This window comes from Luteimonas padinae (assembly GCF_014652935.1).
In the GTDB taxonomy this organism is placed as follows: domain Bacteria; phylum Pseudomonadota; class Gammaproteobacteria; order Xanthomonadales; family Xanthomonadaceae; genus Luteimonas; species Luteimonas padinae.
On record NZ_BMZT01000004.1, the window covers coordinates 226,996 to 242,264 of the forward strand.

The window sequence follows — 15,269 nt, forward strand, 5'->3', positions numbered from 1 at the left end:
GTCAGCGGTGAACGGCCTTGCATGCTGCGCAGCGCGCGATGCCCGCGGCGTGAACCGGCCGCCGGGCGCCGGCATGTGCCGGCGACCGGATCAGCAGTGTTCGCGGCGGCTCCGGCCCGGCGGGTCCACCTGCACCGTGACGTGGTCGATCGCATAGCGGTCGTGCAGCCAGTCCGAGACCAGTTCCGGCAGCCGCAGCGGATCCACGCCCGGCGCCGGGCTCACGTGCACCGTCGCCACGCTCGACTCGTCGGTCAGCGTCCAGGCGTGGAAGTGCCAGGCCTCGGCGACCTCCGGCAGCGCCGCCAGCCCCGCCTCGGCCACCCGCGCGTCCACGCCCTGCGGCACCGCCTGCAGCAGCACCCGCAGCGATTCCGACACCAGCCCCCAGGCCGAGCGCACCACCAGCAGCGCCACGAACACCGACAGCAGCGGATCGAGCACCGTCCAGCCGGTGAACATGATCCCCACCGCCGCCGCGATCGCCCCGACCGAGCCCAGCAGGTCGCCGACCACGTGCAGCAGCGCGCCGCGCAGGTTGCCGTCGCCGCGATGGCCGCGCGACAGCACCCAGGCGCCCACCAGGTTCACGCACATGCCGACCACCGCCACCGCCAGCATCGTCCCGGCCATGACCTCGACCGGCTGGCGCAAGCGCGCCACCGCCTCCCATGCGATCCACGCCACCAGCAGCAGCAGCGCCGCGCCGTTGGCCAGCGCCGCGAGCACCCGCACCCGGTGGAAGCCGTAGGTGCGCGTCGAATCCGCCGGCCGCCGCGCGATCCGGTACGCCACCAGCGCCAGCAGCAGCGCCGCCGCGTCGGAGACCATGTGGCCCGAGTCCGCGATCAGCGCCAGCGAGCCCGACCACCAGCCGCCGATGGCCTGGACGATCGCGTAGCCGGCGGTCAGGACGAAGACGAAGCGCAGCCGACGCTCGTTGCCGGCGGTGACCGCGGGTGCGTGGGAGTGGGCGTGCGCGTGGGCATCCGCACCATGACCGCCGCGACCATGGTCGTGGTCACCGTCGTGTGCGTGGCCGTGCGCTTCACCGTGTGGATGCTGCGTCATGGGGCGGGTCCTCGGATCGACCAGCATGATCCCTGCCCCGGTGGCCGGGTCAAGCGCCGCGAGGGTGCCGTATCCTCGGCGACGGGGCATGGCCCTGTTGAACCTCCCACGAAAAGGACCTCACGCACGATGAAGACCCTGATGCTGTTCGCGGCGCTGTCCGCCGCCGTGATCACCGGCTGTGCCACGGTGCCTGCGCCATCGCCGTCATCCGACGCCCAGGGGTCGTGGATCACGCCGCGCGACGCGATCAACCTCGCGGCCGACGCCGCACCCCGCGGCGTCGAAGGCACCTTCGCCCTGACGGTCAAGGCCACGGGCGCCGAGGGCGGCGAAACCTTCCTGAACTCGGAGCTGGACTACCGCGACCAGCGCAACCTCACCGTCACGGTTTCACCCGCGGCGACCCGGCAGCTGGCGGAGCGGCTGGGTGAGCATCCGCGTACGGCGCTCATGGGGCGCGACATCCTCGTGCATGGCGCCGCGGTGCGCACCAGGATCGACTTCACCAGCCACGGCCGCCCCACCGGGAAGTACTACTACCAGACGCACGTCAAGGTCATCGACGCGCGCCAGATCACGATCCGGTAGCCGGTTTCAGGGATCCTCCATGCGCGAGATCGGACTCACGATCCTGCTGCTGACGCTCGGCAACGTCTTCATGACGTTCGCCTGGTACGCGCACCTGAAGGAGCTGGGCTCCAAGCCCTGGTTCGTGGCGGCGCTGCTCAGCTGGGGCATCGCCTTCTTCGAATACATGCTGCAGGTGCCGGCCAACCGCATCGGCTACACGGTGCTGTCGCTGGGCCAGCTCAAGATCCTGCAGGAAGTGATCACGCTGACGGTGTTCGTGCCGTTCGCGGTGTTCTACATGAAGGAACCGCTGAAGCTGGACTATCTGTGGGCCGGCCTGTGCATCCTGGGCGCGGTGTACTTCGTCTTCCGCGGCGGGACGAACGCCGGGGCCTGAGACCCGCACGTTCACGGGATGAGATGCGGGTGGCTGCTATCGATGCGGCCTGCCCGCCACGTGTCCCGATCCATGGCAAGCGCGTCCACGTCCATCGTCCGCACCGGCACCGCAGGCTGGTCGATCGCGACCGCGCACCGCGGCCTGTTCGGCCCCGGCGCCAGCCTGCTCGAACGCCATGCGACGCGGTTCGACGCGGCCGAGATCAATTCGTCCTTCTACCGCCCCCACCGCCGCGGGACCTATGCGCGGTGGGCGGACACGGTGCCCGCGCATTTCCGCTTCTCGGCCAAGCTGCCGAGGACGATCACGCACGAGCACCGGCTGCGGGGCGCGCTCCCGCTGCTCGACGACTTCCTGGCGCAGGCCGGTGGCCTTGGCGACCGCCTCGGCTGCCTGCTGGTGCAGCTGCCGCCGTCGCTGGCGTTCGACGCGCGCGTGGCAGGGACGTTCTTCGCAGGCCTGCGCCGCCGCTGGGACGGCGGCGTGGCCTGCGAGCCGCGCCATGCGAGTTGGTTCGCGTCGCGCGTCGACGCGCTGTGGCAGCGCCACGCCGTCGCGCGGGTGGCCGCCGACCCGGCGACGGTGCCAGGCGCGGGCGAACCCGGCGGCCATGCCGGACTGCGCTACTGGCGTTGGCATGGTTCGCCGCGGATCTACTACAGCGACTACGACGCGGCGGCGCTGGGGGCGCTGGCGGCACGCGTACGCGCGGGCCTGCCGCCGCGTGGCGAGGCCTGGGTCATCTTCGACAACACCGCGCACGGGCATGCGACGCCGAACGCTTCCGATTTCCAGGACCTGGTGCGCGCATGAGGCGGAAGCCTCGGCGTCCGGCCCCGTGCCCGCCTGCGCCCGACCTTCCGCCCCGACCTTCAGGGCACCGATCCGCCGATCGACCCGTCAGCCACTCAGCCGGGCGCCTTCACCACCACCCACGTCGGCGCATGGTCGCTGGCCTTCTCCTGCAGCCGCACCCAGCGGTCGACGCCGGCCTCCTTCAGCCCCTTCGCCAGCACCGGGTTGAGCAGCAGGTGGTCGATGCGCAGGCCGCGATCGCGCTCGGCGTGCTGGCGGAAATAGTCCCAGAACGTGTACGGCCGCTCCTCGCCGAAGGTCTCCAGCAGCGCATCCGTCCAGCCCTGGGCCAGCAGGGCCTCGTAGCGCTCACGCACTTCGGGCTGGAACAGCGCGTCCTTGCGCCAGGCCTTCGGGTCGTAGACATCGGACTCGTGCGGGATCACGTTGAAGTCGCCGATCATCGCGACCGGATGCGGCAGGTCGACCAGGCTCTCCGCATGCCGGTGCAGCCGCCGCATCCAGGCCAGTTTGTAGTCGTACTTCGGCCCCGGGACGGGATTGCCGTTGGGCAGGTAGATCGCGGCGACGACGATGCCGTGGATCGCCGCCTCCAGGTAGCGGCTCTGGGTGTCCTTCGCGTCGCCGGGCAGGCCGCGCCGGCTCTCCACCGGCACGGTGTCGCGGCCCAGCAGCGCGACGCCATTCCACGAACGCTGTCCGTGCCAGAGCGCGCCGTAACCGGCAGCTTCGAGCGCGTCGGCCGGAAACGCCTCGTCCAGCGCCTTCAGCTCCTGCAGAGCGACAATGTCAGGCGCTTCCTTTTCCAGCCACGCCAGCAGGTGCGGCAGCCGCGTGCCGATGCCGTTGACGTTGAAGGTCGCGAGTTTCAGCGTCTTCCTGCGGGCCACCGGCGCCTCCACGCGATGCGGAGCGCACGACCGTAGCGCCGCCGCGATGGCGGGTCCGTGAAGCGGCGGGCGCCGGCGGTCGGAGGCGGGTTCACGCCAGTGCCATCCCGCGGGCGCCAGGATCGCTGCACCATTCCTCGTGGAGCGACCGATGGCCACCAGACCCGAGCCGCGCGACATACCGGGGCAAGCGCCCCACCCCGCCCGCGACCCCGTCCCCGACCAGCCGATCGATCCGGTCCCGGACCAGCCGAAGGATCCCGAGCCCGATCGGCCGATCGATCCGGATCCCGGGCGTCCCTCCGAGCCGGTCCTGCCACCGCGCGATCGCGGCGCTCCGGTGCAGGAACCGCTGCCGCGCCGTCAGAACCCGTAGCGCAGGAACCCGCCGTCCACCGCGATGCACTCGCCGGTGACGTAGCCCGACGCCGGCAGGCACAGGAAGGCCACCGCGGCCGCCACTTCCTCCGGTTCGCCGATGCGCCCCATCGGCGTACGCAGCAGCACGTCGTCGAGGTAGTCGGGATCGGCGAGCGCAGGCGAGGTGCGGCGGGTGCGGATGTACCAGGGCGCGACGCAGTTCACGCGCACGCCGTCCTCGGCCCATTCGACGGCGAGGTTGCGCGTCATCTGGTGCAGCGCGGCCTTGCTCATGCCGTAGGGCGCGCCGGTGCGCACGTGGGTGGCGCCGGAGACGCTGCCGACGTTGACGATGCAGCTGGCCGCGTGCTGGGCGAGCAGCGGGTGCGCGTAGCGGCTGAGCTCGAAAGCGCTGAACAGGTTGACCTCGAAGATCTCGCGCCACTCGTCTTCGGTGTAGTCGACCGAAGCCTTGCTCAGGTTGCCGCCGGCGTTGTTGACCAGGATGTGCAGGCCCTCGCCCTGGTCCTCGACCCAGTCGAGCAGCTCGCGCCGCTGCTCGTCGTCGGCGACATCGGCGATCAGCGCGCGCACGTCGCCGTCGGGATGCTCGTCGAGCAGCTCCTCGCGCGCGGCCTCGAGCGCGTCGCCGTCGCGCGCGGCGATCAGCACGCGCGCGCCGAAGCCCAGCAGCTCGGAGGCGATGGCGCGGCCGATGCCGGCGCTGCCGCCGGTCACCAGCGCCAGCTGTCCGTCCAGTCGCCAGCGCGAGCGGACTGTACCGCTCACGGCATGCAGAAGCAGTGGGCGACCGCCTTCACCGGGTGACCGTCGCGGGACATGGCCTGCTCGATGAAGCGCAGGTCGCCGGCGACGCCGGGCAGCGCCCTCAGCAGCAGGCCCTCGGCCAGGCCGCTGCGCGCGAGCAGCGCCGCACCGGTGCGGGTCTCGGCCATGCCGGCGACGAAGTTCTCGAACGGCGTCAGCGGCTTCTCGATGTACTTCACGCCCCAGGCGTCGGTATCACCCAGCTCTGCCCGCGAGGCGGCGTTGGCCAGCGCGTCGCGCAGGCCGCCGAACTCGTCGACCAGCCCGCGCTCCTTCGCCTGCGCGCCGCTCCAGACGCGGCCGCGGGCCACGCCGTCGATCTCCTCGACGCTGCGCCCGCGCGCGGCGGCGACCTTGCCGGTGAAATCGCGGTAGCCCTTGTCGATCACGCTCTGGATCACCGCGCCCACCTCGGGCTGCAACGGCCGCGTCGGATCGAACGCGCCTGCGAACGACGTGGTGCCGACGCCGTCGGTGCGCACGCCGATCTTCTCCAGGGTGCGCGGGATGGTCGGGAACATGCCGAAGATGCCGATCGAGCCGGTGATGGTCGACGGGTCGGCGTAGATCGCGTCGGCGTCCATGCTGATCCAGTAGCCGCCGGACGCGGCCAGGTCGCCCATCGAGGCCACCACCGGCTTGCCGGCGGCCTTCAGCGCCACGATCTCGCGGCGGATCTGCTCGGAGGCGAAGACCTCGCCGCCGGGCGAGTCGACGCGCAGCACCACCGCCTTGACCTCGTCGTCCTCGCGCGCGGCGCGCAGCAGGGCCGAGGTCGACTCGCCGCCGACGCTGCCCGGGTTCTGCTCGCCGCCCATGATCTGGCCTTCGGCCACGACCACCGCGACCTGCGGCCGGGTGTCGGCGGCCGCCACCGGACTGGTGACGTGCTTGAGGTAGGCCTCGAAGGCGATCTCACGCACGCCGCTGTCGCTGTCCTCGTCGGCCTCGCCGCGCTCGGCCAGCAGCAGCTGCACTTCTTCCAGCGTCTTCAGGCCGTCGACCAGCTTCTGGTCGAGTGCGAGCTGCGCGAGGTCCCCGCCGGCGGCCTGCACGCCGGCCGGCAGGCTCTCCACCGCCGCCGCCAGCGCGCCGGCATCGAGGCCGCGCGCGGTGGCGATGTCGCCCACGAAGCGCTGCCAGATGTCGTTCATCCAGTACAGGTCGGCTTCCTTGGCCTCGGGCGAGGCGGCGTCGAGCACGTAGGGCTCGGCCGCGGACTTGTATTCGCCCACCTTGAACAGGTGGATGTCGACGCCGAGCTTGTCCTGCAGGCCTTCGCGGTAGTACTGGCGGTAGCGCCCGATGCCTTCCAGCACCAGGCCGCCGTACGGATCCATGTAGACCTCGTCGGCCTGCGCCGCGAGCAGGTACTGCGCCTGGCCGAAGTAGTCGCCATAGGCGATCACTTCCTTGCCGGCCTCGCGCAGCGCGGCGATGGCGTCGGCCAGTTCGCGCATCGAGGCGTAACCGGAGAAGGCCATGCGGTCGGTGCGCAACAGCACGCGTTCGATGCGCTTGTCGTCGGCCGCCTTCTCGATCACGCGCAAAAGGTCGCGCAGGCGCACCTCGGGCGTGTCCTGCCCGCTGAGCTTGCCCAAGGCCCGGCCCACCGGGTCGACGCTGAACTGCTCGACCAGCGCGCCCTCGGGCGCGATCACCAGCGTGGTGCGGTCCAGCAGCGGCTTGGCGCGCTCGGCGCTGAAGATCGCGACCAGCACCACCACCAGCAGCACCAGAAACAGCAGGTTGAACACCAGCCGGCGGGTGAAGTCGAGGGCATCCCAGGCACCGACGACGACGCGGGCGATGGGACCGCGGCGGCGCGGGGCGTTGCGGGGCGATTCGGACATGGGACAACCGGAGACGGAGGATGCGATGGCGCAGTATCACCGCTGGCGCCGAGCGCCGTCACCCGCCTTTGGTCACTGCGCCGTCCGGGGCAGGCGGCCGGTGGTGCGCAGGAAGCGCGCCGCCATCAGCACCGCGGCGACCACCAGGCCCGCGATCAGCCCGATCCACATCCCGCGCGGGCCCATGCCCAGCCCCAGGCCCAGCCAGGCGCCGGTGGCCATGCCCACCGCCCAGTAGGCGAAGGCGGCCAGCAGCATCGGCACGCGCGTGTCCTTGAGCCCGCGCAGCGCGCCGGCCGACAGCACCTGCACGCCGTCGGGAAACTGGAACGCGGCCGCGAACAGCAGCAGCGAGGCGGCCAGCGTCGCCACCGCGGCGTCCGCGGTGTAGATGGCGGCGATCGCGTCGTGGCCCAGCACCAGCACCAGGGCCGACACCGCCTGGGTGCCGAGCACCAGGGCCAGGCCGGCGTACGTCGCCCGGCGCACGCCGTCGCGGCCGCCGCCGGCGCCCAGCGCGTGGCCCACGCGCACCGTGGTCGCCTCGGCCAGGCCGAACGGGATCATGAAGCAGAGGCTGGCGACGTTGATCGCGATCTGGTGCGCGGCCGCCTCGACCTGGCCCAAGCGGCCGATCAGCAGCGTGGTGACGATGAACAGCCCGCCCTCCATGGCCACGGTCACGCCGATCGGAAGGCCCGTGCGCAGCAGGTCGCGGATCGGCACCCGGCGCGGCGGCTCGAAGCGGGCGAACAGCCCCAGCGGCGCGAAGCGCTTCGAGCAGGCGAGATAGGTGGCGAAGGCCAGGGCCTGCGCCCACATCATCAGCGCCGAGGCCAGCCCCAGGCCGCCCGCGCCCATTTCCGGCAGTCCGAAGCGGCCGAAGGCGAAGGCGTAGCCCAGCGGCACCAGCAGCAGCAGCCCGCCGAAGCCGAACAGCATCGTCGGCAGGGTCCAGTGCAGGCCGTCGCTGAGGTAGCGCATGGCGTAGTAGAGCGTCAGCGCCGGCACGCCCCAGCGGATGCCGTGCAGGAAGGCGCGCGCGCCGGGCCGGATGTCCTCGGCGATGCCCATCGGCGCCAGCGCGGCGGTCGCCACGCTCAGCAGTGCGAACAGCAGCAGGCCCAGGCCCAGCGCCAGCCACAGCGACTGCCGGAACAGCGGCGCGATCCCGTCGCGGCGGCCGGAGCCGTCGAGCTGCGACACCGAGGGCGGCAGCGCCATCAGCGTGCCCATCGGAATCATCATCGGCAGCCAGAACATCGCCGTGCCGACCGACACCGCGGCCAGGGTCGCGGTGCCGTGGCGGCCGGCGATGACGCTGTCGACGAAGCCGATCAGGCCGGTGGCGACGTGTCCGGCAACCAGCGGCGCGGCCAGGATCGCGGTGGCGCGCACTTCGCCGGTGAGGCGTGCGGGCTGGTGGGATGGTGACATGCGGGTGGCTGCCGTCAGGGTCCGCTGGCGCCGGTCGGCGGGGCGACCCGACGCCGCAGCCAGCGGGCGCGCTGCGGGGCGGGGGTGGCCAGCAACTCCACGCGCAGGCCGGCGCGCGACTGCGGCGGGGTGCGTGCCGCCAGCACCGCGAGGTCGTCGCGGGCCTGGGAATCGAGCCCGCGCAGGGCGTCGAGCACGGTCGCGCGCGCGTCCTCCGGCACCTGCGCGATCAGCGGGTGCAGGCGCGGGTAGTCGGCGCCCAGGTCGGGCCCGAGCAGCCAGCCGTGGCGGACGCTGGCGTCCAGGGCGTCGAAGCGTGCCCGCAGTGCGGCCTGTTCGTCCGCGGGCAGGCCCGCGAAGCGCGCCGCGGCGCCGCGCAGCGCCGCGCGTTCGGGCGCGGCGAGGTCGCGCCAGGCCAGCCAGCGCTCGCGGCGCTCGCCGCGCTCGGCCCAGGGCAGCGCGTCCCAGCGGTCGCGCTGCACGGCGAGGTCGCGGCGCGCCGCCGCACCGAGGCCGGCCAGGCGCTTGTCGGCCGGGCGCGCGGCGGCGGCATCCGCCTGCCTGGCGGCCGCCGGCGCTGGCGGCAGCGGCACCGGCGCGGCGCCGGCGGGCGCCTCGTCCGTGTCTTCGGCCAGGCCCTCGGCCAGCAGCCAGGCGTGGAAGGCGGGATCAGCGGCCGCGGCGTCCGCATCGGCGGCGTCCAGCAGCAGCGCCAGGTCGGGATGCAGGGCCAGGGCATCGTCGTCGCCATAGCGGCCGGCCGGCGCTTCGGCCTCGGGCAGCGGCTCGGCCAGGATGTGGCCGGGCGCCTCGTCCAGCCCTGCGGGCAGGCGGTCGAGCGGCAGGAAGGTCAGGCCCAGCGCCAGCACGGTGAGCAGGGCCACCAGCCCCAGCGCCGCGCGCACGCCGCGGCTCGCGGGGCGCCGCGCCCCGGCCGTCGAAGGCCCCGCCTCGTCTCCGTCCGGGCACTCGGGGTCGGACCCGGCGGCCGGCGCTTCGGGCGGCAGGTCGCGGACCAGTTCCTGCGCGGCGCGGCCGAGCGCTTCCCAGGCCTCGACGTCGGCGCTGCCGTCGGCGCGATGCGGCAGTGCGCGCTGCAGGCCCAGGCGATAGGTCGGCCGCGCGATCCCGAGCACGGTGGCGGCGTCCGATTCGGCGAGTCCCGCCACCAGCCGCAGCAGCAAGGCCGCCCGTGGGCCATGGCCGATGCCCGCCAGCCACTCGAAGCCCGGCGCCCAGCGCGGGTCGGCCGGAGGCCGCCGCAGCGCCGGCGCGGCCAGCAGCAGCGCCCAGAAATGTCGCGGCCAGTCACCGAAGCCGACCCGGCCGGCCTCGCGCCGGAACCGCTCCAGCGCCCATTCAAGCGCCGCCGCACCCGTGCCGCGGGAGCCCGAAAGCAGCCAGGCGAAGACCAGCCCGCGACGCTCCACGCCGCGGAGGAAGGCGCCAAGCGCGGTGGACACCGGGGCGTCGGAAGGATCGGCGGGGCGTCGGGACGTCATGGAAGGGCGGGCGCAGGCACGGCGCCATCATAGCGGTCGCGGACACACGCACCGGGCTTGACGGAACGCACAGTTCGCGTTCCATGGCCTTCCCGCGCCCATCCGCGGCCGGCGAAGGTTGTTCACAGCGGTCATGCGGATGTCATGGATCCACGGTTCACGCTGGCGTGGAGCAATGCTTCACTCATGTTTCACGAGCAAGTCCTTGAAAACACTGGAAATACGGTGTTTGGTCATTTTTTAGCCAAAGCGGCGGAAGGGCCGCTTTCACGGGCCTTGCGGCATGTCCCGGCGTGGCCATGCACAGACTTATCCACAGATCATGTGGATAAGCTGAATATCCTTTCAGGTCCGTGACTTGCAGACGAATCGTAGTTTGCAAGGCAGCTTTGGGCTGCAACCGACGCAAGTGGGTCCACGGCGACTCGCTAGACTCTCCCGATGCCCGTTCCCGTCCTGAAGATCGCCCTGCCGCTGCCCCTGCCGCGGCTGTTCGACTACCGCGCGCCCGCGGGCGTCGGGGCGGTGCCCGGGGACGTGGGCCGACGCGTGCGGGTGCCGTTCGGGCCACGGGAACTGGTCGGCGTGGTGGCCGCCACCGGCCCGGCCGACGGCGAGGCGCCCGCCCTGCGCGAGGCGCTGGCCTGGCTTGACCCGGAGCCCCTGCTCCACGGCGAGCTCCTGGCCAGCGCGCAGTGGCTTGCCCGCTACCTGCACGCACCGCTGGGCGAAGTGCTGTCCACCGCCCTGCCCGCGGCGCTGCGCCGCGGCGAGCCGGTGCCGGAGACGGCCGTCCATGCCTGGGTGCTGACTGCTGCCGGCCAGGGCGCGGTCGGCGGCCTGCGCCAGGGAGGCCGCCCCCGCCGCCTGGCCGAGTCGATCCGCGGTGCCGCCGTCTCCGAGGACCTGCTGGATGACCTGGTCGAGGGCTGGCGGCCGGCGGCGCGCAGCCTGGAGGCCCGCGGCCTTGCGCAGCGCGTCGTGCTCGACGGCCCCGCGCAGGCCGGCGGGGCACCGGCGTTGATGGGCCATGCGCCCAACGCCGAGCAGGCCGCGGCACTCGAGGCGCTGCGCACCGCCGAGGGCTTCGCCCCGGTACTGCTCGAGGGCGTCACCGGCAGCGGCAAGACCGAGGTCTACCTGCAGGCGATCGCCGAGCGCTGCCTGGCGCAGGGCCTCCAGGCCCTGGTGCTGGTGCCGGAGATCGGCCTCACGCCGCAGATGCTGGCGCGCTTCCGCGCGCGCCTGGGCGTGCCGGTGCACGCGCTGCATTCGGGCCTGTCCGACGGCGAGCGCGCGCGCAGCTGGGCCGCGGCCTGGCGCGGCGAGGCGCAGGTGATCGTGGGCACGCGCTCGGCGGTGTTCGCGCCGCTGCCCCGGCCCGGCCTGATCGTGGTCGACGAGGAGCACGACGGCAGCTACAAGCAGCAGGACGGCATCCGCTACCACGCGCGCGACGTCGCCCTGGTGCGGGCCCGTGCGCTCGGCGTCCCGGTGGTCCTGGGCAGCGCGACGCCATCGCTGGAGACGCTGCACAACGCGCGCGCCGGCCGCTACGCCCACCTGCAGCTGCGCAGCCGTGCCGGCGACGCCAGGCCGCCGCGCGTGCGCGTGCACGACGTGCGCAAGCGGCCGCTGCACGCGGGGCTGTCGGAAGAACTGCTCGTGGCCGTGCGCACCGCGCTGGACGGCGGCGGCCAGGTGCTGGTGTTCAAGAACCGCCGCGGCTATGCGCCGGTGCTGCTGTGCCATGACTGCGGCTGGAGCGCGGCCTGCCCGCGCTGCAGCACCGCCGAGCATCCCGTGCCGATGACCGTGCACGCCGGCGGCCGCCGCCTGCAGTGCCACCACTGCGGCTCGCGGCGGCCGGTGCCGATGGCCTGCCCCGACTGCGCCAGCCTCGCCCTGCAGCCGCAGGGCGTGGGCACCGAGCGCATCGAGGAGCTGCTGGCCGCGCGCTTCGGCGACGTGCCGGTGCTGCGCATCGACAGCGCCAGCACGCGCCGCCGCGACGGCCTCGCGCGCGAACTGGCGAAGCTCGGCGACGGCCCGGGCATCCTCGTCGGCACGCAGATGCTGGCCAAGGGCCACGACCTGCCCAAGCTGGTGCTGGTGTGCGTGGTCGGCATCGACGAGGGCCTGTTCTCGGCCGACTTCCGCGCTAGCGAGAAGCTGGCCCAGCTGCTGATCCAGGTGTCCGGCCGCGCCGGCCGCGCCGAGCGGCCGGGCGAGGTGCTGCTGCAGACCCACCACCCGGAGCACCCGCTGCTGCAGGTGCTGGTCGGCGGCGGCTACCGCGCCTTCGCCGACGCCGAGCTCGGCCAGCGCGAGGCGGCCGGCTTTCCGCCGTTCGCGCACATGGCCATGCTGCGCGCGGAAGCGCAGCAGGCCGGCCAGCCCGACGCCTTCCTGCAGGCCGCGGCCGCGGCCTGCGTGGCCGCCCGCGAACGGCTGCCCGCGGCACAGGCGCGCGCGCTGATGGTGTCGGGACCGGTCCCCGCGCCGATGCCGCGCCGCGCCGGCATGCACCGCGCGCAGCTCGTGCTGTCATCGCCCGGCCGGCCGGCCCTGCATGCGGTGCTTGGCGCCGTCATCGCCGGCCTGCACGCGCTGCCCGAAGCCAGGCGCGTGCGCTGGTCGCTGGACGTGGATCCGGTGGACCTCTACTGACTCACTCAGTCGCCGGCCACCGGCTTCGACCTGGACGGCCGGGACGTGGACGCGCGCCTGGCAGGTTTCGCCGTCTTCGCCACCTTGCCGCCGTCAGTCGCCGGGCTGGCGGCCTCGGGCTTCGACTTCGCGTCCGGCGACTGCCGGCGACCGCGGCCGCGCCGGCTGCGCACCTCGATCACCTGCCCCTGCCGGCGCACTTCGAACAGGCCGATGGCCTCGATCAGGTCGCTGAGCTTGCGGTAGCCATGGTTGCGCGAGTCGAACGAGCCCTGGTTGCCGATGTGGCTGCCGACCGCGCCCAGCTTCGACCAGCCGTCCTCGCCCTGGGTGGCGTCGATCGCGCCGCGCAGCAGGCGCACGAGGTCGGCGTCGTGCTGCAGCTGCGCCGGCGACGGCGCATCGGCCGGCGCGCTGTCGTCGTCGCCGTCCGGTTCGCCCAGCTTCTCGAGGTACAGGAAGGTCGAGCACGCGCGCACGAAGGGCTGCGGCGTCTTCTCCTGGCCGAAGCCGTAGACCGCCACGCCGTCGTTGCGCAGGCGCATCACCAGCGGGGTGAAGTCGGCGTCGGACGAGACGATGGCGAAGCCGTCGAGGTTGCCCGCGTACAGCAGGTCCATGGCGTCGATCACCATCGCCATGTCGGACGCGTTCTTGCCGCTGGTGTAGGCGAACTGCTGGATCGGCCGGATCGCCCAGGTGTGCAGGCATTTTTCCCAGCCCACCAGGTGTTGGCTTTTCCAGTTGCCATAGGCGCGGCGCACGTTGGCGACGCCGTGCCGCGCGATTTCGGCGAGGATCACCTCGATCTTCGACGCCGGGGCGTTGTCGGCGTCGATCAGCAGGGCGATGCGCTTCTCGGTGTCGGCCATGCGGCTGGATCCTTCCGGGCGCCGCGTCGGCGCGATGCGCGCACAATAGCGCAGCGTTCGGATACCTTGTGCACGGCAGGCCGGCCACCGCGGCACGCGCCCAGGCCAGCACTTCCGCATTCCCATATCCGGCAGCCCGCAACGCATGATCGAGATCGCCAGCACCAACGTCCTCGTCGCGCTGCTGGTCACCACGGCGGCCGGCCTGGCCACCGGCGTCGGCGGCCTGCTGGTGTTCACCCAGAAGCAGCCCAATGCGCGCCTGCTCGCCTTCGGCCTCGCCTTCGCCGGCGGCGCGATGGTCTACGTCTCGCTGTCGGAGATCCTCAACAAGTCGATCGCTTCCTTCAGCCAGGGCTATGGCGACCGCATGGGCTTCAGCCTCGGCACGTTTGCCTTCCTGTGCGGCGTCGGCCTGATCATGCTGGTCGACCGCCTGGTGCCCAACCCGCATGAGCGGCTGGAGGTCGACGACCCCTTCTTCCGCGAGCACAACGCCGCCTACATCAAGCGCGTCGGCCTGCTGACCGCGCTGGCGATCACCGTGCACAACTTCCCCGAGGGCCTGGCCACCTTCTTCGCCACGCTCGAGAACCCGGGCGTCGGCATGCCGTTGGCCTTCGCCATCGCCATCCACAACGTGCCCGAAGGCATCGCGATCGCGGTGCCGGTGTACTTCGCCACCCACAACAGGGCCTATGCCTTCGGCGCCTGCCTGCTGTCGGGCCTGGCCGAACCGCTCGGCGCGATCATCGGCTATGCGCTGCTGCGGCCGTGGATGTCGGACGCGGTGTTCGGCAGCGTCTTCGGCATCATCGCGGGGGTGATGGTGTTCCTGGCCCTGGACGAACTGCTGCCGGCGGCCAAGCGCTACGCGCGCGGGCACGAGACCGTCTACGGGCTGGTCAGCGGCATGGGCGTGCTCGCCGTCAGCCTGGTGCTGTTCAAGTGGTGAACAGCGCTGACGCCCGCGCGCGGCCGCTCCCGGAATAAAGAAGAACGGCCCGGTCTCCCGGGCCGTCCGCCGTCGCGCGCAGCGCGCGATCAGGCCGCGAACAGCGCCTTCATCTTCTTCAGCGCATTGGCCTCGACCTGGCGGATGCGCTCGGCCGAGACGCCGTACTCGTCGGCCAACTCCTGCAGCGTGACCTTGCTGTCGGGATCGAGCCAGCGGCGCTGGACGATGTCGCGCGAGCGCGCATCCAGGCTGGCCAGTCCCTCGCGCAGCAGTTCGAGCTGGCTGGACGCGCTGTCCTCGCGCTCGTAGGCCTGCGAGGGATCCTCGTCGCGCGAGACGAGATAGGCGGCGGGCGCCGGCGGCGCGCGCTCGTCGTCATCGTCGGCCGACATGTCGAAGCCGATGTCGCGACCGGACAGCCGCGACTCCATCTCCAGCACCTCGCGCTCGGACACGTTGAGGTCGGCGGCCACCGCGCGCACTTCCTCGGCGTTGAGCCAGCCCAGGCGCTTCTTGCTCTTGCGCAGGTTGAAGAACAGCTTGCGCTGCGCCTTGGTGGTCGCGACCTTGACGATCCGCCAGTTGCGGATGATGTACTCGTGCATCTCGGCGCGGATCCAGTGCACCGCGAACGAGACCAGGCGCACGCCGACGTCGGGGTCGAAGCGCTTGACCGCCTTCATCAGGCCGATGTTGCCTTCCTGGATCAGATCGCCCAGCGGCAGGCCGTAGCCGTTGTAGCCACGGGCGACGTGGACCACGAAGCGCAGGTGCGACATCACCAGTTCGCGCGCCGCACCCAGGTCGTCGGACTCGTGGAAGCGGCGGGCCAGTGCCTGCTCTTCCTCCACCGTGAGCACGGGGATCTGGTGCACGGCGCCGATATAGGCGTCCAGCGAACCGATCGCGCTGGGCACCGGGAGGTTGTTGGCGACGAGGGGATAGCTGTGGGTGCTTGCAGTCATGTCGATGATTCTAGCAGTGGCTCCGTGAGACCGAGGGCAGGCCGGGAAGTTCCGTAATGTTCCATTAATGAAAC

At 72.4% G+C, this 15,269-nt stretch carries 14 protein-coding genes; 6 read left to right on the forward strand and 8 right to left on the reverse strand.

From position 1 onward, the window contains the following. Nucleotides 1-90 precede the first annotated feature (90 nt). Nucleotides 91-1,071 carry a cation diffusion facilitator family transporter gene (locus IE168_RS06270; protein ID WP_189496308.1) on the reverse strand — a complete coding sequence of 327 codons (981 nt, stop codon included), beginning with the start codon at nt 1,069-1,071 and terminating at the stop codon, nt 91-93. A 129-nt stretch (nt 1,072-1,200) separates the two neighbouring features. Between IE168_RS06270 and IE168_RS06275 the strand changes: the two genes are divergently transcribed. From IE168_RS06275 to IE168_RS06285, 3 genes are all read left to right on the forward strand, one after another. Continuing rightward, nucleotides 1,201-1,662, forward strand: a complete 462-nt coding sequence (locus IE168_RS06275) for a hypothetical protein (protein ID WP_189496310.1) — start codon at nt 1,201-1,203, stop codon at nt 1,660-1,662. A 19-nt stretch (nt 1,663-1,681) separates the two neighbouring features. Further along, nucleotides 1,682-2,041, forward strand: coding sequence for a DMT family protein (locus IE168_RS06280; RefSeq protein WP_189496311.1), 360 nt, complete (start codon nt 1,682-1,684; stop codon nt 2,039-2,041). Nucleotides 2,042-2,113: 72 nt separating this feature from the next. Further along, nucleotides 2,114-2,857, forward strand: coding sequence for a DUF72 domain-containing protein (locus IE168_RS06285; protein ID WP_189496313.1), 744 nt, complete (start codon nt 2,114-2,116; stop codon nt 2,855-2,857). A gap of 95 nt (nt 2,858-2,952) precedes the next feature. Here IE168_RS06285 and xth read toward each other — a convergent pair whose 3' ends face one another. Further along, on the reverse strand, nt 2,953-3,750 hold the full coding sequence (gene xth, locus IE168_RS06290; protein WP_229823175.1) for an exodeoxyribonuclease III: 798 nt from the start codon (nt 3,748-3,750) through the stop codon (nt 2,953-2,955). A gap of 151 nt (nt 3,751-3,901) precedes the next feature. On the opposite strand from xth, the gene IE168_RS06295 reads away from it, so the two are divergent. After that, complete coding sequence (locus IE168_RS06295; protein ID WP_189496482.1) at nt 3,902-4,126, forward strand: hypothetical protein; 225 nt, start codon at nt 3,902-3,904, stop codon at nt 4,124-4,126. Here the strand turns inward: IE168_RS06295 and IE168_RS06300 are convergent. The 4 genes from IE168_RS06300 to IE168_RS06315 form a co-directional block, all read right to left on the reverse strand. Further along, nucleotides 4,114-4,899, reverse strand: a complete 786-nt coding sequence (locus IE168_RS06300) for an SDR family oxidoreductase (protein ID WP_189496317.1) — start codon at nt 4,897-4,899, stop codon at nt 4,114-4,116. The genes IE168_RS06295 and IE168_RS06300 overlap by 13 nt on opposite strands. Beyond that, a complete protein-coding gene (sppA, locus tag IE168_RS06305) occupies nt 4,896-6,791 on the reverse strand; it encodes a signal peptide peptidase SppA (protein ID WP_189496319.1) in 1,896 nt (631 codons plus the stop codon). The genes IE168_RS06300 and sppA overlap by 4 nt, the downstream gene beginning before the upstream one ends. Before the next feature lie 72 nt (nt 6,792-6,863). After that, a complete protein-coding gene (locus tag IE168_RS06310; RefSeq protein WP_189496321.1) occupies nt 6,864-8,228 on the reverse strand; it encodes an MATE family efflux transporter in 1,365 nt (454 codons plus the stop codon). Nucleotides 8,229-8,242: 14 nt separating this feature from the next. Continuing rightward, nucleotides 8,243-9,730, reverse strand: a complete 1,488-nt coding sequence (locus IE168_RS06315; protein WP_189496323.1) for a DUF3106 domain-containing protein — start codon at nt 9,728-9,730, stop codon at nt 8,243-8,245. Between the two features lie 441 nt (nt 9,731-10,171). Between IE168_RS06315 and IE168_RS06320 the strand changes: the two genes are divergently transcribed. Continuing rightward, a complete protein-coding gene (locus tag IE168_RS06320) occupies nt 10,172-12,400 on the forward strand; it encodes a primosomal protein N' (protein WP_189496325.1) in 2,229 nt (742 codons plus the stop codon). A 5-nt stretch (nt 12,401-12,405) separates the two neighbouring features. Here IE168_RS06320 and IE168_RS06325 read toward each other — a convergent pair whose 3' ends face one another. Then, nucleotides 12,406-13,272 (reverse strand): NYN domain-containing protein, encoded by an 867-nt coding sequence (locus tag IE168_RS06325; protein ID WP_189496327.1) that lies wholly within the window; start codon nt 13,270-13,272, stop codon nt 12,406-12,408. 145 nt (nt 13,273-13,417) lie between these two features. On the opposite strand from IE168_RS06325, the gene zupT reads away from it, so the two are divergent. Beyond that, a complete protein-coding gene (zupT, locus tag IE168_RS06330) occupies nt 13,418-14,227 on the forward strand; it encodes a zinc transporter ZupT (protein WP_189496329.1) in 810 nt (269 codons plus the stop codon). Between the two features lie 89 nt (nt 14,228-14,316). On the opposite strand, the gene rpoH is transcribed toward zupT, so the two are convergent. Beyond that, nucleotides 14,317-15,195: an RNA polymerase sigma factor RpoH gene (rpoH, locus tag IE168_RS06335; RefSeq protein WP_189496331.1), complete on the reverse strand. Its 879-nt coding sequence runs from the start codon at nt 15,193-15,195 to the stop codon at nt 14,317-14,319. Nucleotides 15,196-15,269 lie beyond the last annotated feature (74 nt).